This window comes from Pseudomonas sp. 43A (genome assembly GCF_013363935.1).
GTDB classification, from domain to species: Bacteria; Pseudomonadota; Gammaproteobacteria; order Pseudomonadales; family Pseudomonadaceae; genus Aquipseudomonas; species Aquipseudomonas crudilactis.
The window spans coordinates 2,004,188-2,027,929 of record NZ_CP054880.1; the positions used below are offsets into that span (position 1 = coordinate 2,004,188).

Genomic DNA, 23,742 nt, shown 5'->3' on the forward strand with positions numbered 1-23,742 from the left:
GTAAGGGAATATTGCTGACCCGTATGGGGCGGCATTATAGGGAAAAAAACACGGCTGTGCTGAGGCGAATCCGCGCATGGAGCGGTCGAGGAGGCTGGTTTTTCGACGAGAGTGAGGGTTTACAGGGCTTTGCCGGGAGAAGATTTTTTTTCGTAAAAATCTCGCCATTGTGAATTTGCTCAAAAAACGAACAAAAAAACCGGTTTTTCACTACATCTAGTGTTTTGCAAGCATTTCTGACGGTTTCAAACACAACTGAGCCCGACCGAAGTCGGGCTGGAATCGACCCTCAATGAAGCGCTGAGAGATCCAATTCGGTGCAGTCTCGAATCATCAATTGGTGCAGCCGTTGCCCATGACGCTGTAACGCAGGATGTGGCGCTGGCCCTTGGAGTCGTCGTACTCCATTTTTGCCGGTACTACTTCGCAGACGTTGGGAATTTCACTCATCGATACAACGTTGGCGATGTCCAGGTGAGTGGAGTAAGTGTATTCCTCGATAGCCGGTTGTTGCTGTGCGACATCAGTCGGGACCTCATCTGCCATGGCGGTTGCGCACAGACTGCTGAGGGCCAGAACCAATAAAGCTTTCATTTCAGATTTACCTTTTTGAGGTCGAGTGGGGTCACGCAACCTTTATGGGGTTGCGTGTGTAACTTCATCGTTTGCAGTTATTACTTGGAGAGCTGGATTAACGGCCTTCGTGGGGGCTGTATCGTTGTTAATCGCGTTTGCCTTGTTGGCGAGGTGAATTTTAGGGGGATGGGGCGGGGGTAAACAGAGCGGGTTTTGATAAACACCTTTGGCAGATTTGGTAACAATCCCCTGAAAGGTCAAAAGATCGTCCGATCGCGGCCCGAGCCTTCGGCAGCTCCTACAGGGGCCGTTGCGCTTGGGGTTGGGGGCGTTTGCTCGGTATCGCCACGACTTGTAGGGGCTTGTTACTACCATCGTCGAATGGTTCTATGGCCCCCGCCCCGTTACAACAGGGTCATACAAAAACAACTATTACACCGAGGTAGGAAAGATGAGTGCGGCTTCTCTGTATCCCGTTCGTCCCGAGGTTCTGGCTAACACGCTGACTGACGAGGCGACCTACAAAGCCATGTACCAGCAGTCGGTCGTCAACCCTGACGGCTTCTGGCGCGAGCAAGCCAAGCGTCTCGACTGGATCAAGCCTTTCACCACGGTGAAACAAACGTCGTTCGACGATCACCATGTCGACATCAAGTGGTTTGCCGACGGCACCCTGAACGTTTCCTACAACTGCCTCGACCGTCATCTGGCCGAGCGCGGCGATCAAGTCGCGATCATCTGGGAAGGCGACGATCCTTCCGAGAGCCGCAACATCACCTACCGCGAACTGCACGAACAAGTGTGCAAACTGGCCAACGCCCTGCGTGGTCAGGACGTACACCGCGGCGACGTGGTGACCATTTATATGCCGATGATTCCCGAAGCCGTGGTCGCCATGCTGGCCTGCACCCGGATCGGCGCGATTCACTCGGTGGTGTTCGGTGGTTTCTCGCCGGAAGCCCTGGCCGGTCGCATCATCGACTGCAAATCGAAAGTGGTGATCACCGCTGACGAAGGTATCCGCGCTGGCAAGAAGATTTCCCTCAAGGCCAACGTCGACGACGCGCTGACCAACCCGGAAACCAGCAGCATCCAGAAAGTCATTGTGTGCAAGCGCACCGGTGGCGATATCAAGTGGAACCAGCATCGTGACATCTGGTACGAAGACCTGATGAAAGTGGCGGGCACCGTTTGCGCGCCGAAAGAGATGGGCGCGGAAGAAGCGCTGTTCATCCTTTATACCTCCGGCTCGACCGGCAAGCCGAAGGGCGTGCAGCACACCACCGGCGGTTACTTGCTGTATGCGGCGATGACCCACGAGCGCGTGTTCGACTACCGTCCGGGCGAAGTCTACTGGTGCACCGCCGACGTCGGCTGGGTCACCGGCCACAGCTACATCGTCTACGGCCCGCTGGCCAATGGCGCGACCACGCTGCTGTTCGAAGGCGTGCCGAACTACCCGGACATCACCCGGGTGGCGAAGATCGTCGACAAGCACAAGGTCAATATCCTCTACACCGCACCGACCGCGATTCGCGCGATGATGGCTTCGGGTCAAGCCGCGGTTGAAGGCGCGGATGGCAGCAGTCTGCGTCTGCTCGGTTCGGTCGGCGAGCCGATCAACCCGGAAGCCTGGGATTGGTACTACAAGAATGTCGGCAAGTCGCGTTGCCCGATCGTCGATACCTGGTGGCAGACCGAAACCGGCGGCAACATGATGAGCCCGTTGCCGGGCGCTCACGCGCTGAAGCCGGGTTCGGCAGCACGTCCGTTCTTTGGTGTGGTGCCGGCGCTGGTCGACAACCTCGGTAACATCATTGAGGGCGAGGCTGAAGGCAATCTGGTGATTCTCGATTCGTGGCCAGGTCAGGCGCGCACGCTGTATGGCGATCACGATCGTTTCGTTGATACCTACTTTAAGACTTTCCGTGGCATGTACTTCACCGGTGACGGCGCGCGCCGTGATGCCGATGGTTACTACTGGATCACCGGGCGTGTCGATGACGTGCTCAACGTGTCGGGCCACCGCATGGGTACCGCCGAGATCGAGAGCGCGATGGTGGCGCATCCGAAAGTCGCCGAGGCGGCGGTGGTGGGTGTGCCGCATGACATCAAGGGGCAGGGCATTTATGTCTATGTCACGTTGAAGAATGGTGAGGAGCCGACTGAGCAACTGCGTCTGGAGCTGAAGAACTGGGTGCGCAAGGAGATCGGGCCGATTGCATCGCCGGACGTGATCCAGTGGGCACCGGGGCTGCCGAAGACCCGTTCGGGCAAGATCATGCGCCGGATTCTGCGCAAGATTGCTACGGCGGAATACGATGGCTTGGGGGATATCTCGACGCTGGCGGATCCTGGTGTGGTGCAGCATTTGATTGATACGCACAAGACCATGAATGTGGCTTAAGCGTTAGAAGCATAGGAGCCCTGTCCGGTTTTGCCGGGCGGGGCTTTTTTGTGTCTGGAGGTTTTGTGGTGACTGGGCGGGCCTCTTCGCGAGCAAGCTCGCTCCCACAGTTTGACCGAGTACCTTCAGACAAAATGCAGATCCCTGTGGGAGCGAGCTTGCTCGCGAAAGCAATTTGTCAGACGCCGGTGTAGTCCCTCGTCGGAACCCAGATCCACCCAACCAATAATTATCGATCTCCCCCGTAAGACATTTCCCGCTGTTACCCGCTGCCTTTCACGTAACCGAATGTGTAACCGCCCGCCTCGCGACGGGGCAAAGGGAAACGCATCGCCCCGTTTTAGAGCCTTAAAAGCCCCGGTGAAAAATAAGACACCACGCTGCGCTTGCCGGATTAGAAGGGTTTGCGAATAATAGGCCCGCAATTTGCAGCATAGATCGGTTCACTGTCTTTCGCTCTTGCATGAAATTGCAGGGCTGTCAATGTGCCAAAGTCGCTTTCTCTGTGCATCTGTAATTAGTTGTCGCATTGAAGAAATATCGGCTTCGGGCCTGTCGTTAGAATGCCGATCACTCGCTCATCGTGGCCGAGGTTGAAATCTCTGACGGTTTCAATCGGAAATTTCCCACCGATGCAGCAACCGATTTCCTGATTCACCCATTCGCATATTGGGCTGTCGCTCACTCTGCCGTTTTTGCCCTTTACCGATGGAGTCCCAAGATGAAGAAACTTGTGCTGCTTGGCGCCCTGGCACTGTCCGTGCTGTCGCTGAATGCCTTCGCTGACGAAAAACCTCTGAAGATCGGTATCGAAGCGGCTTACCCTCCGTTCGCTTCTAAAGCACCGGATGGCAGCATCGTTGGTTTCGACTACGACATCGGCAACGCTCTGTGCGAGCAGATGCAGGTCAAGTGTGTGTGGGTCGAGCAAGAGTTCGACGGTCTGATCCCGGCACTGAAAGTGCGCAAGATCGACGCGATCCTGTCGTCCATGTCGATCACCGAAGATCGCAAGAAGTCGGTCGACTTCACCAACAAGTACTACAACACCCCGGCACGCCTGGTCATGAAGGCCGGCACTCAGGTCAGCGAAGGTCTGGCTGAGCTGAAGGGCAAGAACATCGGCGTACAACGTGGTTCGATCCACGAGCGTTTCGCCCGCGAAGTTCTGGCTCCGCTGGGCGCCGAGATCAAGCCGTACGGCTCGCAGAACGAAATCTACCTCGACGTGGCCGCCGGTCGCCTCGACGGTACCGTGGCTGACGCCACCCTGCTGCAAGACGGTTTCCTCAACACCGACGCCGGCAAAGGCTTCGCGTTCGCAGGTCCTGCGTTCACCGACGTCAAATACTTCGGCGACGGCGTAGGCATCGCAGTGCGTAAGGGCGATGCCCTGAAAGACAAGATCAACGCTGCCATCGCGGCCATCCGCGAAAACGGCAAATACAAGGCAATCCAGGACAAGTACTTCGCCTTCGATATCTACGGCAAGTAATACGTCTCTGCGACAAGTCCGAAATGGCGCAAGCAACAGGATCTCTGCGGTTTGCGCCATTTTTTCATCCCAACTTTCGAGGACCTGAATCATGTTGAAAGGCTACGGGGCTGTCATCCTCGATGGCGCATGGCTGACGCTTCAGCTCGCCTTGTCGTCCATGGCTCTGGCCATCGTTCTCGGGCTGATCGGTGTCGCGTTGCGCCTGTCGCCAGTGCGCTGGCTGGCCTGGCTGGGCGATCTGTATTCCACGGTGATTCGCGGGATTCCCGATCTGGTGCTGATCCTGCTGATCTTCTACGGCGGTCAGGACTTGCTCAACCGCGTGGCACCGATGCTCGGCTATGACGACTACATCGACCTGAATCCATTGGCCGCCGGTATCGGCACCCTCGGTTTCATCTTCGGTGCGTACTTGTCGGAAACCTTCCGTGGTGCATTCATGGCCATTCCCAAAGGTCAGGCCGAAGCAGGCATGGCGTACGGCATGAGCAGTTTTCAGGTGTTCTTCCGGGTGATGGTGCCGCAGATGATTCGCCTGGCGATTCCGGGCTTCACCAACAACTGGCTGGTACTCACCAAGGCGACCGCGCTGATTTCCGTGGTCGGTCTGCAAGACATGATGTTCAAGGCCAAGCAGGCGGCAGATGCCACTCGCGAGCCTTTCACCTTCTTCCTCGCAGTGGCGGCGATGTACCTGGTGATCACCAGTGTTTCGTTGCTGATCCTGCGTCAACTTGAGAAGCGCTACTCGGTAGGCGTAAGGGCGGCTGATCTATGATCTTCGACTACAACGTCATTTGGGAGGCCATGCCGCTGTACCTCGGCGGCTTGCTGACCACCCTCAAATTGCTCGCGCTGTCGCTGTTTTTCGGTCTGCTCGCGGCTCTGCCGCTGGGGCTGATGCGCGTCTCGAAGAACCCGGTCGTCAACGGCGCCGCGTGGCTTTACACCTACGTGATCCGTGGCACGCCGATGCTGGTTCAACTGTTTCTGATCTACTACGGTCTGGCGCAGTTTGAAGCGGTCCGCGAAAGCTTCCTGTGGCCGTGGCTGTCCAGCGCAACGTTCTGCGCGTGTCTGGCCTTTGCGGTCAACACCAGCGCCTACACCGCTGAAATCATTGCCGGCAGCCTCAAGGCCACGCCGAACGGTGAGATCGAAGCGGCCAAGGCCATGGGCATGTCGCGCTTCAAACTGTACAAACGCATCCTGCTGCCATCGGCCCTGCGCCGGGCACTGCCGCAGTACAGCAACGAAGTGATCATGATGCTGCAGACCACCAGTCTGGCCTCCATCGTCACCCTGATCGACATCACCGGTGCGGCGCGCACGGTCAACGCGCAGTTCTATCTGCCGTTCGAGGCGTACATCACCGCCGGCGTGTTCTACCTGTGCCTGACGTTCATTCTGGTCAAGCTGTTCAAACTGGCCGAGCGTCGCTGGTTGAGCTACCTCGCGCCGCGGAAGCACTGATATGGAACGCATCGACCACGTATTGCCGTGGAGCCATCTGGGCAGCGAGCGCAAGATTTCCGTGTTCCGCTTCGGGCATGGCGAGCGCAAGGCCTACATTCAGGCCAGCCTGCACGCTGACGAATTGCCGGGCATGCGCACCGCCTGGGAGCTGAAAAAGCGCCTCGGCGAACTCGAAGCCAAAGGCTTGCTCAACGGTGTCATCGAACTGGTGCCGGTCGCCAACCCGTTGGGTCTCGGGCAGTTGCTGCAAGGCAATCACCAAGGCCGTTTCGAGGCGGGCAGCGGCAAGAATTTCAACCGTGATTTCGTTGAGCTGAGTGCGCCGGTTGCGGCCGCTTTGGCTGAAAGCCTCGGTGATGATCCGCACGCTAATGTGCGTCTGATCCGTCAGGCGATGGCCGATCACTTGGCCGCATTGCCGGAGGCGAGCAGCCAGTTGCAAGGCATGCAGCGTGTGTTGCTCAGCCATGCTTGCACCGCCGATGTGGTGTTGGATTTGCACTGCGATGCTGAAGCCGCGCTGCACATGTACGCGTTGCCGCAGCACTGGCCGCAGTGGCGTTCGCTGGCCGCGCACCTGAATGTGAAGGTCGGATTGCTGGCGGAAGATTCTGGTGGCAGCTCGTTCGATGAAGCGTGCTCGTTGCCGTGGTTGCGTCTGTCGCGTCAGTTCCCCGATGCGCAGATTCCGCTGGCGTGTCTGGCGACGACCATTGAGCTGGGCGGTCAGGCCGACACCGGTCGCGCCGAAGCCTGCGCGTATGCTGAAGGCATTCTCGCCTTCCTCGCTGAGCAAGGTTTGATTACCGGCGAGTGGCCGAACCCGGCGCACGAAGCCTGTGAAGGCATGCCGTTCGAAGGCACCGAGTTGCTGTTCGCGCCGCATCCGGGCGTGGTGAGTTTTCTGCGCAAGCCCGGCGAGTGGGTCGAGGCGGGCGACGAAATTTTTGAAGTGATTGATCCTCTGTCCGATCGGGTCAGCACGGTGTGTGCTGGTACCTCCGGGGTGCTGTTTGCTATTGAACGGCTGCGTTATGCCCAACCCGGTTTCTGGCTGGCCAAGGTGGCGGGGCGCGAAGCGCTGCGTCACGGGCGCTTGCTCAACGACTGACTGACTGTTTTTGTGAGAACCGACCGCATGTACAAACTTGAAGTCCAAGACCTGCATAAACGCTATGGCAGTCACGAAGTGCTCAAGGGCGTGTCCCTGAAAGCGGCAGCCGGCGATGTGATCAGCATCATCGGCTCCAGTGGCTCCGGCAAAAGTACTTTCCTGCGCTGCATCAACCTGCTCGAGCAGCCGCACGCGGGCAAGATTCTGCTCAACAACGAAGAGCTGAAACTGGTGGCGAACAAGGACGGCGCGCTGAAAGCCGCTGATCCGAAACAGCTGCAACGCATGCGTTCGCGCCTGTCGATGGTGTTCCAGCATTTCAACCTGTGGTCGCACATGACCGCGCTGGAAAACATCATGGAAGCGCCGGTGCATGTACTCGGCGTCTCCAAGGCCGAAGCGCGCGAGAAAGCCGAGCACTACCTGAACAAGGTCGGCGTGGCCCATCGTAAAGATGCGTTCCCGGGGCACATGTCCGGTGGCGAGCAGCAGCGCGTGGCGATCGCTCGTGCACTGGCGATGGAGCCAGAGGTGATGCTGTTCGACGAACCGACCTCGGCACTCGACCCGGAACTGGTGGGCGACGTGCTGAAAGTCATGCAAGCGCTGGCTCAGGAAGGTCGCACCATGGTTGTGGTAACCCACGAAATGGGCTTTGCCCGTGAAGTGTCGAACCAGTTGGTGTTCCTGCACAAAGGTGTGGTTGAAGAAAGCGGCAACCCGCGTGAAGTGCTGGTCAATCCGCAATCGGAACGTTTGCAACAATTCCTCTCGGGCAGCCTCAAGTAATCGCTGCCGTTATGCACCAGATTAGGTCATGCTTCGCGACCTAGAGACTGACCAAAATCCCCTGTGGGAGCGAGCTTGCTCGCGAAAGCGGTAGTTCAGATAGCAACGATGTTGACTGATACACCGCCTTCGCGAGCAAGCTCGCTCCCACAATGGATCTCGGTTGGTTTCAAGATTTGTGTTCATTTACGGGCTAGCATTGGCCCATGCCTTCATCACTGTTCTTCGCTTCGGATTGCCCGCCCATGACTGCCCATCGAATTGGTTTCCTGATTTGGCCCAGCACTAAAGCGTTGACGCTGGCGCTGGCGGAGGAAGCCTTGCGTGTTGCTCAGCGGGTGCACCCGGACGTGGTTTACGAACTGTCGTTCCTGCAAGCAGAACCTCCGACCGAAGGTGCCTGGCAACTGCCCGGTGAAGCGTGGGCGGGCAAGCTCGAAAATTTCCAGAAACTGTTCCTGCTCGCTGACGAACCGCCGACCACGTTGGCGCCGGCACTCAGCAGTGCGCTCAAGCAACTGGTACGCGCAGGTACGGTCATCGGTGGTCTGTCCGCAGGTGTTTATCCGCTGGCGCAACTCGGTTTGCTCGACGGTTATCGCGCCGCCGTGCACTGGCGCTGGCAGGACGATTTCGCCGAGCGTTTCCCGAAAGTCATCGCCACCAGCCATCTGTTCGACTGGGATCGCGATCGCCTGACCGCGTGTGGCGGCATGTCCGTGCTCGATCTGTTGCTGGCGGTGCTGGCTCGTGATCACGGTGCAGAACTGGCCGGCGCGGTCTCGGAAGAGCTGGTCGTCGAGCGCATCCGCGAGGGCGGCGAGCGTCAGCGCATCCCGTTGCAGAACCGTCTCGGTTCCAGTCATCCGAAGCTCACCCAGGCGGTGTTGCTGATGGAAGCCAATATCGAAGAACCGCTGACCACCGACGAAATCGCCCAACACGTGTGCGTATCCCGTCGTCAGTTGGAACGGATCTTCAAGCAATACCTCAACCGTGTGCCGAGCCAGTACTACCTGGAACTGCGCCTGAACAAGGCCCGGCAGATGTTGATGCAGACCAGCAAGTCGATCATCCAGATCGGCCTGTCGTGTGGTTTCTCTTCGGGGCCGCATTTCTCCAGCGCCTATCGCAATTTCTTCGGTGCCACGCCGCGGGAAGATCGCAACCAGCGGCGCAGCAGCAGCCCGTTCGAATTGTCATCGGTGCCGCCTGAGCGCGGCTAACCCCTAGTCGACGACGAGGTCAGCGGAGCTTCCCGAAGAGTCGATGTACGGCCTGGCTTCGGCGCCACTGGAAAACGAGTCCTCCTCGAACGCGTCGAATTCCTGTCGGGTTCTTCGCGTCAGCGCCAATCGCGCAGCCCTTCTGCTGTGGTAAACATTGAGGGTTTGCTGACTGGTCGGGGATAGCGGATTGCCGTTGAAGTCGAAATCGGTAGTGTCGGCGTCCATGATTTCGATGGGCAATTCGCTGATGCCGTTGTTGCCCAGGTTGGCATTATCAAGGCGCGCGCTACTGAATAAACCCGGCGGTATGTCTGTCAGTCCCGTGTTGTTCAGATCCAGTCTGGCCAGTGCGGTCATCTGACTGAGGTCGGGGACTCGGCCCAGCGTGTTGTTCCTCAAGTTCAGTCGATTGAGATTGATCATGTTGCGCAATGCATTCGCGGTGTCCTCGGTGAGGGTGACACGGCAGTCGATCAGGCTCAGTTCCGTCAGGTTTTCCATGGCTGCAACCGCGTAGGGAATGTCCCCCAGTTGGTAGCCTTCTATGGCAAGTGCGTGCAGGTTGGCAAAACGCTCGAGGAATCGACCGAGACGAGGCGATGTGAAGCTGCTGCTCGTCAGGTTCAGTGCGCGTATGTGGCTGAAGTCAGCGGACAGCGTCGGCAGCTCACCGATGATCGGCAGGTTCGAGGTGAAACTGATTTCGCTTTGACCCGCGGTGACGATTCGGCGCCAGCAATACTCCAGGCTTGTCTTGAATTGTTCCCGGCGTTCGCGCTCCTGCAGCAAGGTTTCGGGGGGCAGCGGGGCATTGCTGACGGGATCGACTGGAGTCTGTGTGGTCCAGGTTTCGAGATCACTGATCAGGGACGTCAGCTCGCCGCGCCGGCGTATCAGTTCAAGGTGCCCGTCGGCCAGTGTGCCGGGCAGGCTGTAAACCAGTTCGTCGAGCCGCGAATCGGTCAGATGCGGATACAACTCGCGGGCCAACAGGCTGTTTTCCTGCGGGACGGAAACGCCAAAATTAATGCCCTGTGCTTGCCAGTGGGTTTTTATCCGCTCGCGTATGGCCGGCAACAGTGGGTTCTGATTCAAGTCAAAACCATTGCTGGCGTCCGGGGACAGCTGAAAAAGTGCCTCTGGCAGCACGCTGATGCGGTTTTGATGAAGGATCGCGGTTTCCAGTACCGGCAATTCGAGCAGGCCGGGGGGAATCTGCTCGATCCCGGTTCTGGAGAGGTCGATGAAGGTCAGTGCTCTCAATGCAGAAACGTCAGGGGCGTCGCCGAGTGGGTTGTTGTACATATCCAGCATGGTCAGTCGGGACAGCGAGGACAACGCAGCTTGCCCGGCTTCTTCCAGAGCAACGCCACAGTTGCTCAATACCAGTGTTTTCAGTTTGGGCATACGAGACAGGGCCAGGGGTACTTGACCCAAGGCAAAACCGCGCATTTCCAGTGCCTCAAGTCCGCTAAAGCAGCTCAGGAACCCCTCGGTGCCGGACAGCGCTTCGTTGCCCTGCAAGGTTAGTTGGGTGACATGGCTGAAGTCGGCCGCCAGCGTCGGCAGATCGCCGATCACCCGCAGATTGGCGTCGAACGCATTGAGCCTGAGTTCTGTTTTGCTGTTTTGTCGACTACGCCAGAAGTGTTCCAGTTTCCGACTGAACGCTCGGCGCTCAAACCGTTGCGTGGCTCGGTCAGCCGCGATCATGTTCAACCCCAGAGGGCCTGCCGGAGCACGGTCGGACCATTCGGCAAGGTCGCTGACCATCTGCGTGATTTCCATCTCCCAGTGCGCCAGTTGAGCGCTGCCGTCTGCCAGTGTTCCGGGCAATTCATAGATCACATGAGTGATATCTTCGATGTCCAGGTCAGGAAACAATTGCTGTGCGGTGGTGATGTCGGCGAGATCGGGAAGTACGCCGAAGTCGTAACCAATGGCCGCGTAGTGCGCCTTGATGCGATCACGCGTAGCGGTGGACAACGGGTTTTTGGCCAGATTGATGCCGTCAGCCAGATCGATGTCCATCGTGAAAAAGGATTCCGGCAGATCCGTGATCGCGTTGTCGTTGAGCAGCGCAGTGCGCAGGTTCGAGTGAGTGGCCAGGCCATTGGGCACGTTGGCCAGGCCGGTGTTGATCAAGCGAATATCATTGAGCATCGGCAGCCCCGCCAGATCGGGAATCTGCACCAGCGTGTTATGGCTCAGATTCAGCCGTTCAAGTTCACTCAACGATTGCAGCAACGTCTGCCCTTCAGGCGTGAAGGTGATACCGCAACTGGACAGTGTCAGCTCCCTGAGCTCTGACAGGCGCGCAAGGTTGGCCGGGACCTGCCCCAGTGCGAAGTTGCGCATTTCCAGAACGTGCAGGTTGGGAAACCGGTCAATGAAGGAGGCGATCTCACCAATGGCTGGCGTGCCTATCAGGTTCAGCGTTGACACATGGCTGAAGTCCGCCGTCAGCCGTGGCATGTTTCCGCTGAAGGCCAGATTGGTAAAGAAATGATCCTCGCGCATGCTGGATGTGCTCGATCGGCTCTGCCAGAAATTCTGCAGTCGTTGAGCGAATTCCGATCGTGCCGTGTAGTTGTTGTACATCTCGATGGCATCGATCGCCGCACCGGTCACGGGATCGTGTTGCGGTACCTGAAGGGCCCATGCGCGAAGGTCGCGTTTGAGCCCTTCCAGCTCTGTTTTCCAGGTGTAGAGCTGAGTCCTGCCGTCTGCCAGGGTGCCGGGCAGGTCATAGATCACTTCACTGGCCTCGACGGTGTCGAGCGCCGGGAACAGTTCGCGCGCCAGGGTGATGTCTGCAGGATCCGCGAGTACGTCGAAATCCTGCCCGGTTCGGCGGTAGTAGGTTTTTATCCGTTCACGGGTGGCCAGCGAGAGTTGCGGATTATCGGCCAGATCAATGCCGTCGCTGCGGTCGGCCGGGAGATCGAACAGGGCGTCGGGCATTTCGCTGATGTTGTTTTCGCTGAACAGTGCCGATCTCAGGCGGGGATGGTCGGTGATGCCGGGTGGAAGCTCGCGCAGGCCTGTATCGGAGACGTCCAGATATTTGAGCGAGGGCAGCAGATTCAGATCAAAAAGGGTTCCGAGGGGGTTGCCGCGCAATTCGAGTGTCTGCAACTGGTTCATGGCGGTCAGCGCTGCCTGATTTTGCGGGGTGTTCACCACCCCGCAATCCTTCAGCCGCAATATGACCAGTTGCTGCGCATCGATGGATGACAATGTGCCGGATTCCAGGTCAAAAAAACTCAGTTCCAGCTGGGTCAGATTCTGAAAACGTTGCAGGAAGGGCTGCAGGGCCGAAACGTTCTTGTTGCCATCGAGCAACAATTCGCCAACGTGAGCGAAGTCTGCTTCGAGCACCGGCATATCGCCGATGAACTCGATGCTCGCTTGCAGGCGACTGTTGCGCAGGCTCGGGGTTGCCGGAGATCTTTCGCGCCAGAACTGTTCGAGTTTGATGCTGAATCCTTGTCGGGCCAGGCGCTCATTTACCCGCTCGCTCATGGTCAACGCCAGGCCGGTTTCGGGGTGAACGTCAGGAACGCCATTGGTCCATTGCGCGAGGTCGTTTTGCATCTGGTGGAGTTCGGTTTCCCAGCGGGCGAGCCGGGCGCGGCCGTCAACCAGTGTTCCGGGCAATCGATAGAGCAGTTCAGTGGCGCGCTCGGTGTCGAGTACGGGAAAGAGGTTCATGGCCCGATTCAAATCGGCTCGTTCCGGCAAGATGCCGAAGTGTTTTGAGGTTCGCTGGTAGTAGATTTTCGCCCGCTCGCGGCTGACGGCAGACAAGGGATTGTTGGCAAAGCTGAAGCCATCGCTCAACACCGCAGACAGCTCGAAATAAGCCTCGGGAATGTCGACGATCCGATTGCTGTCGAACCTGCCGGTAGCCAGTCGTGGATGATTGAGCAGACCGTCCGGCAGCGTGGTGATGTTCGTGTTGTCGAGATTGATGTAGCGCAATGAAGGTATGGCGTGCACATCGGGCGTGGCGCCCAGTCGGTTGCCCTGCAGGTCCAGCACCTGCAGTTCGGACAGCGGCGAAAACAGCGAGCGGCTGTCGGCCGGCAGCGCTATGCCGCAGTTACGCACGGTCAGATTTCGCAGGCTCGACATCGTGCTGATGGCGGGCGGCAGGTTCGGCACGTTCAGGTTCTGGATGTCCAGATACATCAGTCGCGGGAATCGCTGCAGAAACCCGTCGACGGCACCGGTGCGGGCGCTGCCATTGATGCTCAGCAAGATGACATGGCTGAAATCGGCGTTCAGCACCGGCAGATCGCCAATGATCGGGTCCCTGATCTGCAGGATGTAACCGGCAGAGCTGCGTAACTCTCTGCGCCAGCAGCGTTCGAGGTCGATCCTCAGATTCGTTCGGCTTTGCCTTGCCGCTCGCCGTTCAATCGCCGTCAAAGGAAGGCCGGTGGCGGGGTTGTTCGCCGGCACCTGCTGCTCCCACAGGCGCAGATCATCTTGAAGCTGGCCGAGTTCGCCTCTCAGGCGCGCCAGTTCGTTTCTGATGGCGACCGGATCCTGGTTGAAACTGAGCGCAAAGTCCTCGGCCTCCTGGGCGGTGTAGCCGCGATAGATCACCTGAACAGGTTCCCGCGGAGCGGGTTCTGCGAGGCCGCCGGGCGGCAGATAGGCTTCAGGCAGACCAAACGTTGGCTGATGACCGCCGCGTCCCACCAGGCGCAGGGTTTCCAGCTGTGTCTCTGGCGCGGGGGCCAGTGCAATCGCCACGCGCAGATTCGCGCGATCGAGCGGTCGGGCACGTATTGCACTTTTCAATTGTGGCGCCTGGTCAATCTGCAGGTTCAGCGCCTGGCGTTCAGTGTCCGGCAGGGCGTAGAGGATGCTCGAGTAAATATCCGCGACCGCGTGCAATTGCTGGCCGCGGTCATCGAACGGCTGGTAGCGACCATCGGTCTGCCTGACCAGGACTTTTTGCGACGGGGCATCGACACGCCCGGTGCTGTCGAGCAGTGCGCCTGCGTAGTGCTCATCACGGATTTCGAGGCGCACGTCACCGCTCCAGCCCGGCAAGTTCCGGAGGCTGTGCAGGGCCAGCGTGTCGGTGTCCGGATTGCTCGTCGAGTCCAGCTCCAGTCCTTCATAAGCGCGGGTGATGCGTACTTGGGCAGTGGCGATCTGGATCAGGTCTTGCTGACGCTGTGGCAACTGACCTTCGCTGATCTGCAGCAGCTCATCGCCGGTGGCGCTGTTGAGCAGTTCCTGGGTGACGGGCAGGGGCAGTGTCGATTGATGTTGTGTGATGCAGGTGATCAATGGGTCTTCGGGCGTTCCGATGGCCTGGTAGCGAGCATCGAACAACACCCCGCGCTGCGCTTTGGCGACTTGCAGCAGTTGCTGGCGCAAATTGCGGGTGCGCACCTCCAGCGACAGATCCGGCCCGGCGAATGTTTCGCCCGATAACGCTTTGGCATCCTGTTCGTTGAGCGTTTGCAGCAGCGTTTTGAGAACGTCGCCGTCGCGCAGATTGTTCAGGTGAATATCGGTCAGTGGCAAGGTCTCGTCGGTTGCAGACTGCCAAATGACGAGACCTTGCTGATCGGTCAGGCAAAGGCGTTTGCCGACAGGCCAGCGACCGTATTCGCTGAGCAGTTGCAACTGTGTCAGCGGGTCGGCGGCACGTTGCTGTTCAGGCAGTTCGCTGGCCATCTGTTCGATGAACAGTTGAAGATCCTGGTCGATCCTGAAGCGTGTAATGCTGTCGGCCAGCAATGGCGGCAACGGCGCCTGATCGACATGCATCAGGCGCAGGGCGTCATGGTCAAAGCCGCTGACCTGAAGGATGCGCTCGCGTTGAGCGGGAGTGAACGATTCGACCGTGTGGCCGATTCGTCGCAATGCCGTTGGGGGATCCCACTCCAGCGGCTGTTCGAGCTCGGTATGCCACGCGCCGTCGCCGTTATGGCGAAGTAGCGGTTTGTAGGCATCGGAGCGGGTGGGATGGTCAATTCGATACTGGCCGGGAATCTGGCTTTCGGTCACGGCGTAATGTGCTTCATCCAGTGACAGCACTTGCTTTCCTTGATGCTGATGCAACCCGAGTCCATTCGGCGTGGACGAGTGGTCAGGTGCGGTTTTCTGTTCGTAGCGGGCCAGATCCGGTGCCCAGTAGCGGGTTTGGCCGTCAGGCATCTTCACCGACTTGAAACGGTCGATGAAGGCGACAATCTCTTTGGGCAACACATTGCGAAACTCGCTCACCGCAATGCCACCGCCGACGGCAAATGCGCCGAGCTGGACCAGTGACTCCAGGCAACCGAACAGATGTTCCAGCGCTTCGATGTTTTGACCGTGTGCCCATTCGACGATGCCTTCAAATACTTCGTCGAGAAACTGATAGGCCATGTACGCCATCATCATCTCTCCCAGAAACGGCACGAACGGCGCAATGATGAACGCAGCGGTCTGTAAAACGGCCGAAGCGATGCCGACGAACGAATCCCATAGCGCCCAGCGCGCTTTTGAATCCACCGCAGCGGTGGCGACGGCAATGACTGCGGCGTCGTTAAGGATCTTGTTCAACTTGCCTTGATAAAGGTGTTCCCATAATTCGCCGCTGATCGGTGTCGGGTTCAATTGAAGTTTCGGTTTGTCCAGCGGTTCGTCTCGCCAGGGCGCTTTAGAACTGCCGGCTTGCGGTGGGTGCCACGTGACCCGGCTCAATCGCGCGTTCAGGCTGGAGAAGAAAAAGCCGCGCTGTTCATGGTTGATGAAACGACTGAAGAAGTTCTGGTAGTCGGCGGAGCGCAACTGGCGGGTCAGCTCGACTTCAAAGGCTGCCGATGAGGCGTACTCCTTGATCGGGTGCTCAGGATCGTTCGGCACATAGACCACCACTCGGGCCGCACTTCGCGGCTCATAGGTTGGCGGCGCAAAAAGCACAATGTCGGCCAGCGGCGCGGCCATCATCGTCAGGCTGTGGCATAACACGGAATGGCCGTTGATCCGCATATGCGGGATGCCATCGACCAGTGCGCTGATCGTGCGAAACCAGCTGTCACTGATGTCGCCGCTCATGCGCGCAAATTGCAGGGCGGCTTTCAGTCCGGCCTGCTGGCTTTTGTCGACTTGCTGGCGCAAGGCCGCAGCGGTTTGCCCGTCGCTGATTCCGAGGTTGTCTTGCAGATAGGTCATGTACTGCGCGCCGATATCCAGCGTGCGACAGAGCTGGGTGAACGCCGGGATGCTCATCTGTTGCTTGATCCCGGGCAGGGTGTCGAACACGTCACTCAGCGAAGGTTGAGCGGGGAGCGCCGAGTCGACGCCCTCCTCAAGGAGGGGGCGGCCGCTCTTGGTGGGGAAGGTGATGTAGGTGGAGTCGGCCTCGTAGGCATCGTCCACGGTTTCCTTTTCCTCGAAGTTATGCAAAGCGGCGTCCAGCAACGACACCTTCCAGGTACGGGCACCGGTCTTGATCGAAAACACCGGAGTGGTCACCGGGATGTACAGGTGCAGGAACGTGGTTCTGACATCCAGATCCAGATTGAACCGGGCCTTGAGCGCGGCTTTGAGCAATGGCTCGGCGAAGGCTCGGGCATCCTGCAAGTGGGCCAGCCGTTGGTCGACAGCGTTTTGTGCCGACCAGTGGGCGGCATTGAGGGCTTTAAGCGCCTGATGCTGAGCAACCGGCAGCCCTTGCAGTTTCAGCGGCATCACCGGGTGTGTGTTCTTGAGGGCGTTGCGTCGGGTTGGCGAGGCGTTGCCCAGCCATTCGGGCAGGCTGTCTTTGAGATGCAGGTAATGAGCATCGGGTTGTCGGGAGTCGACGATTTGGCGGGGGGCGGTGTGCTGCTCTGCGGTCGGGTACATCGGGCCAATCCTTGGCGGTGGAAAGTGCCAAGCAAAACAGAGCAACGCACAGCGAGTGCGGTACATATTTATACCGGTGAAAAGGTATTGAGTTGATATCCTTCCCGACCTGCCGCAAATCGGCAGCGCCAGTTTAAACTGCGCCTTTGCGACGCTATATGTCGCATTGCCGTAAACCCGTGAAAATCCGGGGTTTGCGCTATAAGAAGTTGTCGCTTGGCGACAAGGCCGGGCAGAAAACTGTCCTTACAATCCCCCCATCGCTCGCCAGTTTCAGGCGGGTGGCCCTCATCAGGAGACTCCGATGTCCGTTGAGCACGCTGCGGTACAACGCGCCGATTTCGACCAGGTAATGGTTCCCAACTACGCGCCTGCCGCTTTTATTCCGGTGCGTGGCGCCGGTTCCCGTGTCTGGGATCAGGCCGGCCGCGAGCTGATCGACTTCGCCGGCGGGATTGCCGTTAACGTATTGGGCCACGCGCACCCGGCGCTGGTCGGTGCACTGACCGAGCAAGCGAACAAGCTGTGGCACGTGTCCAACGTGTTCACCAACGAACCAGCGCTGCGCCTGGCGCACAAGCTGATCGACGCCACATTCGCCGAGCGCGTGTTCTTCTGCAACTCGGGCGCCGAAGCCAACGAGGCCGCGTTCAAGCTGGCCCGTCGTGTGGCGTTCGACCGTTTCGGCAGCGAGAAGTACGAAATCATCGCCGCGCTGAACAGCTTCCACGGCCGTACCCTGTTCACCGTCAACGTCGGTGGCCAGTCGAAGTACTCCGACGGTTTCGGCCCGAAAATCACCGGCATCACCCACGTGCCTTACAACGACCTGGCGGCGCTGAAAGCTGCAGTTTCCGACAAGACCTGCGCGGTCGTGCTGGAACCGATCCAGGGCGAGGGCGGCGTACTGCCGGCCGAACTGGCTTACCTGCAAGGTGCCCGCGAACTGTGCGACGCGAACAACGCGCTGCTGGTGTTCGACGAAGTGCAGACCGGCATGGGCCGCAGCGGAAAGCTGTTCGCCTACCAGCATTACGGCGTGACCCCGGACATCCTCACCAGCGCCAAGAGCCTGGGCGGCGGTTTCCCGATCGCGGCGATGCTGACCACCGAAGCACTGGCCAAACATCTGGTCGTCGGTACTCACGGCACCACGTACGGCGGCAACCCGCTGGCGTGCGCGGTCGCTGAAGCGGTAATCGACGTGATCAACACCCCTGAAGTGCTGAACGGCGTGAACGCCAAGCACGACAAGTTCAAGGCGCGCCTTGAGCAGATCGGCGAGAAATACGGCCTGTTCACTCAGGTGCGTGGCCTCGGTCTGCTGATCGGTTGCGTACTGAACGATGCCTGGAAAGGCAAAGCCAAGGACATCTTCAACGCCGCTGAAAAAGAAGGCCTGATGATTCTGCAAGCCGGCCCGGACGTGATTCGTTTCGCCCCGAGCCTGGTGGTGGAAGACGCCGATATCGATGCCGGTCTCGACCGCTTCGAACGCGCTGCTGCAGCACTGACGCAAGCCTGATAGACCCTTCGGCGCCGGAGCATTCGGGCGTCGAACCCAATTTTTGATGCCGGTGAGATTCATTGTGGGAGCGAGCTTGCTCGCGAAGAGGGAGTTTCAGTCGCCATCTATGCTGACTGATACACCGCTTTCGCGAGCAAGCTCGCTCCTACAGTGTCCGGTGTTTTTTTCTGTGAATTGATAAGAGAAAAGGAGTGACACCATGCTGGTGATGCGCCCCGCGCAAATGGCTGATCTGGGCGAGGTACAGCGTCTGGCTGCGGACAGCCCGATTGGTGTCACTTCCTTGCCGGATGACGTGGAACGTCTGAGCGACAAGATTGCCGCGAGCGAAGCTTCGTTTGCCGCCGAAGTGAGCTTCAACGGTGAAGAGAGTTATTTCTTCGTCCTCGAAGATTCCACCACTGGCAAGCTGGTCGGTTGCTCGGCCATCGTCGCTTCGGCCGGTTATTCGGAACCGTTCTACAGCTTCCGCAACGAGACCTTCGTCCACGCCTCGCGCGAGCTGAAGATCCACAACAAGATCCACGTGCTCTCGCAGTGCCACGACCTGACCGGCAACAGCTTGCTGACCAGTTTCTACGTGCAGCGCGAGTTGGTCGGTTCGCCGTGGTCCGAGCTCAACTCCCGCGGTCGTCTGTTGTTCGTTGCCAGCCACCCGGAGCGTTTCGCTGATTCGGTGGTCACCGAGATCGTCGGTTACAGCGACGAGAACGGCGACTCGCCATTCTGGGACGCGATCGGTCGCAACTTCTTCGATCTCAATTACGCCGAAGCCGAGCGCCTGTGCGGGCTGAAAAGCCGTACGTTCCTCGCCGAATTGATGCCGCATTACCCGATCTACGTGCCGCTGCTGCCGGACTCCGCCCAAGAGGCGATGGGCCAGGTGCACCCGCGTGCGCAGATCACCTTCGACATCCTGATGCGCGAAGGCTTCGAGACCGATCACTACATCGACATTTTCGACGGTGGCCCGACCCTGCATGCACGTGTTTCGGGGATCCGTTCGATCGCCCAGAGCCGCGTGGTGCCAGTGAAGATCGGCGAGCCGGTGAAAGGTGCCGGTCGCCAGTATCTGGTGGCCAATGCGCAGTTGCAGGATTACCGCGCGGTGCTGCTGGAGCTGGATTACGCGCCGGGCAAACCGGTGACTCTGGATCTGGAAGCGGCCGAAGCCCTGGGCGTCGGTGAGGGTGCCAGCGTGCGCCTGGTGGCGGTTTAACGCCTTAGCGAGTTTCACGGGTGGCGAAAGCGGCCCGTTTGAGGAGATAGCATGATTGTTCGTCCCGTACGCAGCAGCGATTTAGCCGCTCTGATCGACCTGGCCCGCAGCACCGGCACCGGCCTGACCACGTTGCCGGCCAACGAAGAACGTCTGGCCCACCGGGTCGGCTGGGCCGAGAAGACCTTTCGCGGCGAAGCCGGTCGTGGCGATGCGGACTACCTGTTCGTGCTCGAAGACGATGACGGCCGCGTAGTGGGGATTTCCGCCATTGCTGGCGCTGTCGGCATGCGTGAGCCTTGGTACAACTTCCGTGTCGGCCTGACCGTCAGCGCCTCGCAAGAGCTGAACATCTATCGCGAGATTCCGACGCTGTTTCTGGCCAACGACCTGACCGGTAATTCCGAGCTGTGCTCGTTGTTCCTGCACGCCGATTACCGCAGTGGTTTGAACGGTCGCATGCTGTCGAAGGCGCGAATGCTGTTCATCGCTGAATTCCCTGAATTGTTCGGCAACAAGATCATCGCCGAAATGCGTGGTGTGTCGGATGACGCCGGCCGTTCGCCGTTCTGGGAAAGCCTCGGTCGGCACTTCTTCAAAATGGAATTCAGTCAGGCCGATTACCTCACCGGTGTCGGCAACAAGGCGTTCATCGCTGAACTGATGCCGAAATTTCCGCTGTACACCTGCTTCCTCTCCGAAGGCGCGCGCAGTGTCATCGGTCAGGTTCACCCGGACACCGAGCCAGCCCTGGCGATGCTCAAGGGCGAAGGTTTCAGCTATCAGGGCTACGTCGACATCTTCGACGCCGGCCCTGCGATCGAATGCGAAACCGGCAAGATCCGCGCGGTGCGTGACAGTGAAGCGCTGGTGCTGGCCGTCGGCACACCGGGGGATGACGCGACGCCGTTCATCATCCATAACCGCAAGCGCGAAGACTGCCGCATCACCGCTGCGCCGGCGCGTCTCGCTGCCGGCACGCTGGTGGTTGATCCGCAGACCGCCAAACGTCTTCAACTCAACGCTGGCGACCAAGTGCGCGCCGTAGCGTTGTCCGCTGCACGGGAGTCGAAATAATGAATTCGTTATACATCGCAGGTGAGTGGCTGGCCGGTCAGGGCGAAGCTTTTCAATCGCTGAACCCGGTGACCCAGCAAGTGCTGTGGTCGGGGGAGGGCGCCACCGCTGCTCAGGTTGAGTCGGCTGTGCAGGCTGCGCGTCAGGCGTTTCCGGAGTGGGCGCGTCGTTCGCTGGACGAGCGCATCACTGTGCTTGAAGCGTTCGCCGCTGCGCTGAAAAACCACGCTGACGAACTGGCTCGCACCATCGGTGAAGAGACCGGCAAACCGCTGTGGGAATCTGCGACCGAAGTCACCAGCATGGTCAACAAGATCGCTATTTCGGTGCAGAGCTACCGCGAGCGTACCGGCGAGAAGAGTGGCCCGTTGGGCGACGCCACCGCCGTATTGCGCCACAAGCCACACGGCGTGGTTGCGGTGTTCGGCCCTTACAACTTCCCCGGTCACTTGCCGAACGGTCATATCGTGCCGGCGTTGCTGGCCGGTAACAGTGTGCTGTTCAAGCCGAGCGAACTGACCCCGAAAGTCGCCGAGCTGACGGTGAAGTGCTGGATCGAAGCGGGTCTGCCGGCAGGCGTTTTGAACCTGCTGCAAGGCGCTCGCGAAACCGGCATCGCGCTGGCGGCGAATCCGGGCATCGACGGTCTGTTCTTCACCGGATCGAGCCGTACCGGCAATCATCTGCACCAGCAATTTGCCGGTCGTCCGGACAAGATTCTGGCGCTGGAAATGGGCGGCAACAATCCGCTGGTGGTCGATCAGGTCGCGGATCTGGATGCGGCGGTTTACACGATCATTCAGTCGGCGTTCATCTCTGCCGGCCAGCGTTGCACCTGTGCACGCCGTCTGCTGGTGCCGCAAGGCGCGTGGGGCGACAGCCTGCTCAAGCGTCTGGTGGAAGTCAGCGCGACCATTGAAGTCGGCGCGTTCGATCAACAACCGGCGCCGTTCATGGGTTCGGTGATTTCCCTTGGCGCGGCGAAAGCGCTGATGGACGCTCAAGCACATCTGTTGGCCAATGGCGCGGTGTCGTTGCTGGCGATGACTCAGCCACAGGCACAGGCCGCGTTGCTGACCCCGGGCATTCTCGATGTGACGGCGGTTGCCGAGCGTCCGGACGAAGAACTGTTCGGCCCGTTGCTGCAAGTGATCCGTTACGTCGATTTCGAAGCAGCGATCGCTGAAGCCAATGACACCGCTTATGGTCTGGCCGCTGGTTTGCTGTCGGATTCCGAGGCGCGTTATCAGCAATTCTGGCTGGAAAGCCGTGCCGGCATCGTCAACTGGAACAAACAGCTGACCGGTGCTGCGAGCAGCGCGCCGTTCGGTGGTGTCGGTGCTTCGGGCAACCATCGCGCCAGTGCCTATTACGCAGCGGATTACTGCGCGTACCCGGTGGCGTCGCTGGAAACACCGAGCCTGGTGTTGCCTGCCTCTCTGACACCCGGCGTGAAGATGGCGTGATGCCCCTTCGCGAGCAGGCTCGCTCCTACATTGGAATGCATTTCCCTGTGGGAGCGAGCTTGCTCGCGAAGGCCGCGCCTCGGTCGTACTGAATTGTTACCTGAAGCCTATAACAACAGATTCTCGTGGAGCCTCGCTGATGAAATCCTATGAAGTCAATTTTGACGGTCTAGTGGGGCCGACCCATAACTACGGTGGTCTGTCCTACGGCAACGTTGCCTCCCAGAGCAACAGCCAGCAATCCTCGAACCCGAAGGAAGCGGCGCTGCAAGGTCTGGCGAAGATGAAAGCGCTGATGGAGATGGGCTTTCAGCAAGGCGTGCTGGCGCCACAGGAACGTCCGGACGTGGCCGCTCTGCGCCGTCTGGGTTTCAGCGGCACCGACGCGCAAGTGATCGAGCGCGCCGCCAAAGAAGCCATGCCGCTGCTGGTCGCCAGTTGCTCGGCGTCGAGCATGTGGGTGGCCAACGCCGCCACGGTCAGCCCGAGTGCCGACACCGCAGACGGTCGCGTGCATTTCACCGCTGCCAACCTCAACTGCAAATATCACCGCAGCATCGAGCACCCGACCACCAGCCGTGTGCTCGGCGCGATGTTCGCCAATCAGCAGCATTTTGCTCATCACGCAGCATTGCCAGCGGTCGCGCAGTTCGGTGACGAAGGCGCGGCTAACCACACACGTTTCTGTCGTGAATATGGCGAGGCGGGCGTCGAGTTCTTCGTGTTCGGTCGCAGTGCCTTCGACAATCGTTTCCCAGCGCCGCAAAAGTACCCGGCGCGCCAGACCCTCGAAGCGTCGCAAGCGGTAGCGCGTCTGCACGGTCTGCGTGATGAAGGCGTGGTTTACGCTCAGCAGAACCCGAACGTGATCGATCAAGGCGTGTTCCACAACGACGTGATCGCCGTGGGTAACGGTGAGGTGCTGTTCTATCACGAGGATGCATTCCTCGACACCGAGTCGATGCTGGCCGAACTGCAAAGCAAACTGGCCAAGGTTGGCGGCAACTTCCAGTCCGTGTGTGTGCCGCGTTCGGCAGTCACCGTGGATGACGCCGTGCGCTCTTACCTGTTCAACAGCCAGTTGCTGTCGCGTCCTGATGGCTCGATGTTGCTGATCGTGCCGCAAGAGTGTCAGGCCAACGAGCGCGTCTGGGCTTACCTGCAAAGCTTGACCAGCTCCGGCGGTCTGATCCGCGAAGTAAAAGTCTTCGACCTCAAGCAAAGCATGCAGAACGGCGGTGGTCCGGCGTGCCTGCGTCTGCGCGTCGCGCTTAACGAAACCGAACTGGCGGCGGTCAACCCAGGCGTTATCATGACGCCACCGTTGTACGGTTCGTTGACCGCATGGGTTGAAAAGCACTACCGCGACCGCTTGAGCGAAACCGATCTGGCGGATCCGCAATTGCTGCTTGAATGCCGGACGGCACTGGATGAACTGACGCAAATCCTTAAGCTGGGCGCGGTTTATCCATTCCAGATCAATTGATGGCCGGCGCGTCG

14 protein-coding genes are annotated in these 23,742 nt (G+C 59.3%); 12 read left to right on the forward strand and 2 right to left on the reverse strand.

Annotation, left to right across the window (positions count from 1 at the left end; translation table 11 throughout):
* Positions 1–333: 333 nt before the first annotated feature.
* On the reverse strand, positions 334–594 hold the full coding sequence (locus tag HUW52_RS08855) for a DUF2790 domain-containing protein (protein WP_175553432.1): 261 nt from the start codon (positions 592–594) through the stop codon (positions 334–336).
* A 433-nt stretch (positions 595–1,027) separates the two neighbouring features.
* Between HUW52_RS08855 and acs the strand changes: the two genes are divergently transcribed.
* From acs to argR, 7 genes are all read left to right on the forward strand, one after another.
* Complete coding sequence (gene acs, locus HUW52_RS08860) at positions 1,028–2,983, forward strand: acetate--CoA ligase (protein WP_007912698.1); 1,956 nt, start codon at positions 1,028–1,030, stop codon at positions 2,981–2,983.
* A 721-nt stretch (positions 2,984–3,704) separates the two neighbouring features.
* Positions 3,705–4,478, forward strand: coding sequence for an ABC transporter substrate-binding protein (locus HUW52_RS08865; RefSeq protein WP_122598705.1), 774 nt, complete (start codon positions 3,705–3,707; stop codon positions 4,476–4,478).
* Positions 4,479–4,569: 91 nt separating this feature from the next.
* Positions 4,570–5,259 (forward strand): ABC transporter permease, encoded by a 690-nt coding sequence (locus tag HUW52_RS08870; RefSeq protein ID WP_007912702.1) that lies wholly within the window; start codon positions 4,570–4,572, stop codon positions 5,257–5,259.
* Positions 5,256–5,954, forward strand: coding sequence for an ABC transporter permease (locus HUW52_RS08875; RefSeq protein WP_007912703.1), 699 nt, complete (start codon positions 5,256–5,258; stop codon positions 5,952–5,954). Before HUW52_RS08870 ends, HUW52_RS08875 begins: the two co-directional genes overlap by 4 nt.
* Position 5,955: 1 nt before the next feature.
* Positions 5,956–7,068, forward strand: a complete 1,113-nt coding sequence (locus tag HUW52_RS08880) for a M14 family metallopeptidase (protein WP_175553433.1) — start codon at positions 5,956–5,958, stop codon at positions 7,066–7,068.
* A 27-nt stretch (positions 7,069–7,095) separates the two neighbouring features.
* The gene (locus tag HUW52_RS08885; RefSeq protein ID WP_003227281.1) at positions 7,096–7,860 is read left to right on the forward strand and encodes an ABC transporter ATP-binding protein; all 765 of its coding nucleotides are present in this window, start codon (positions 7,096–7,098) and stop codon (positions 7,858–7,860) included.
* A 245-nt stretch (positions 7,861–8,105) separates the two neighbouring features.
* Entirely contained in the window at positions 8,106–9,086 is a 981-nt protein-coding gene (gene argR, locus HUW52_RS08890) for a transcriptional regulator ArgR (RefSeq protein ID WP_175553434.1), read from the forward strand.
* A 3-nt stretch (positions 9,087–9,089) separates the two neighbouring features.
* On the opposite strand, the gene HUW52_RS08895 is transcribed toward argR, so the two are convergent.
* Complete coding sequence (locus HUW52_RS08895) at positions 9,090–16,952, reverse strand: dermonecrotic toxin domain-containing protein (protein WP_175553435.1); 7,863 nt, start codon at positions 16,950–16,952, stop codon at positions 9,090–9,092.
* A gap of 304 nt (positions 16,953–17,256) precedes the next feature.
* Here HUW52_RS08895 and HUW52_RS08900 point away from each other — a divergent pair, with 304 nt between their 5' ends.
* The 5 genes from HUW52_RS08900 (at position 17,257) to astB (ending at position 23,728) form a co-directional block, all read left to right on the forward strand.
* Positions 17,257–18,477 carry an aspartate aminotransferase family protein gene (locus HUW52_RS08900; RefSeq protein ID WP_175553436.1) on the forward strand — a complete coding sequence of 407 codons (1,221 nt, stop codon included), beginning with the start codon at positions 17,257–17,259 and terminating at the stop codon, positions 18,475–18,477.
* A gap of 202 nt (positions 18,478–18,679) precedes the next feature.
* Positions 18,680–19,699 carry an arginine/ornithine succinyltransferase subunit alpha gene (gene aruF, locus HUW52_RS08905; RefSeq protein ID WP_007919353.1) on the forward strand — a complete coding sequence of 340 codons (1,020 nt, stop codon included), beginning with the start codon at positions 18,680–18,682 and terminating at the stop codon, positions 19,697–19,699.
* A 51-nt stretch (positions 19,700–19,750) separates the two neighbouring features.
* Positions 19,751–20,776 carry an arginine N-succinyltransferase gene (gene astA / locus HUW52_RS08910; protein WP_008077921.1) on the forward strand — a complete coding sequence of 342 codons (1,026 nt, stop codon included), beginning with the start codon at positions 19,751–19,753 and terminating at the stop codon, positions 20,774–20,776.
* Positions 20,773–22,242, forward strand: coding sequence for a succinylglutamate-semialdehyde dehydrogenase (astD, locus tag HUW52_RS08915; RefSeq protein WP_175555656.1), 1,470 nt, complete (start codon positions 20,773–20,775; stop codon positions 22,240–22,242). The genes astA and astD overlap by 4 nt, the downstream gene beginning before the upstream one ends.
* Positions 22,243–22,381: 139 nt before the next feature.
* Positions 22,382–23,728, forward strand: coding sequence for an N-succinylarginine dihydrolase (gene astB / locus HUW52_RS08920; RefSeq protein ID WP_016983957.1), 1,347 nt, complete (start codon positions 22,382–22,384; stop codon positions 23,726–23,728).
* Positions 23,729–23,742: the final 14 nt, after the last annotated feature.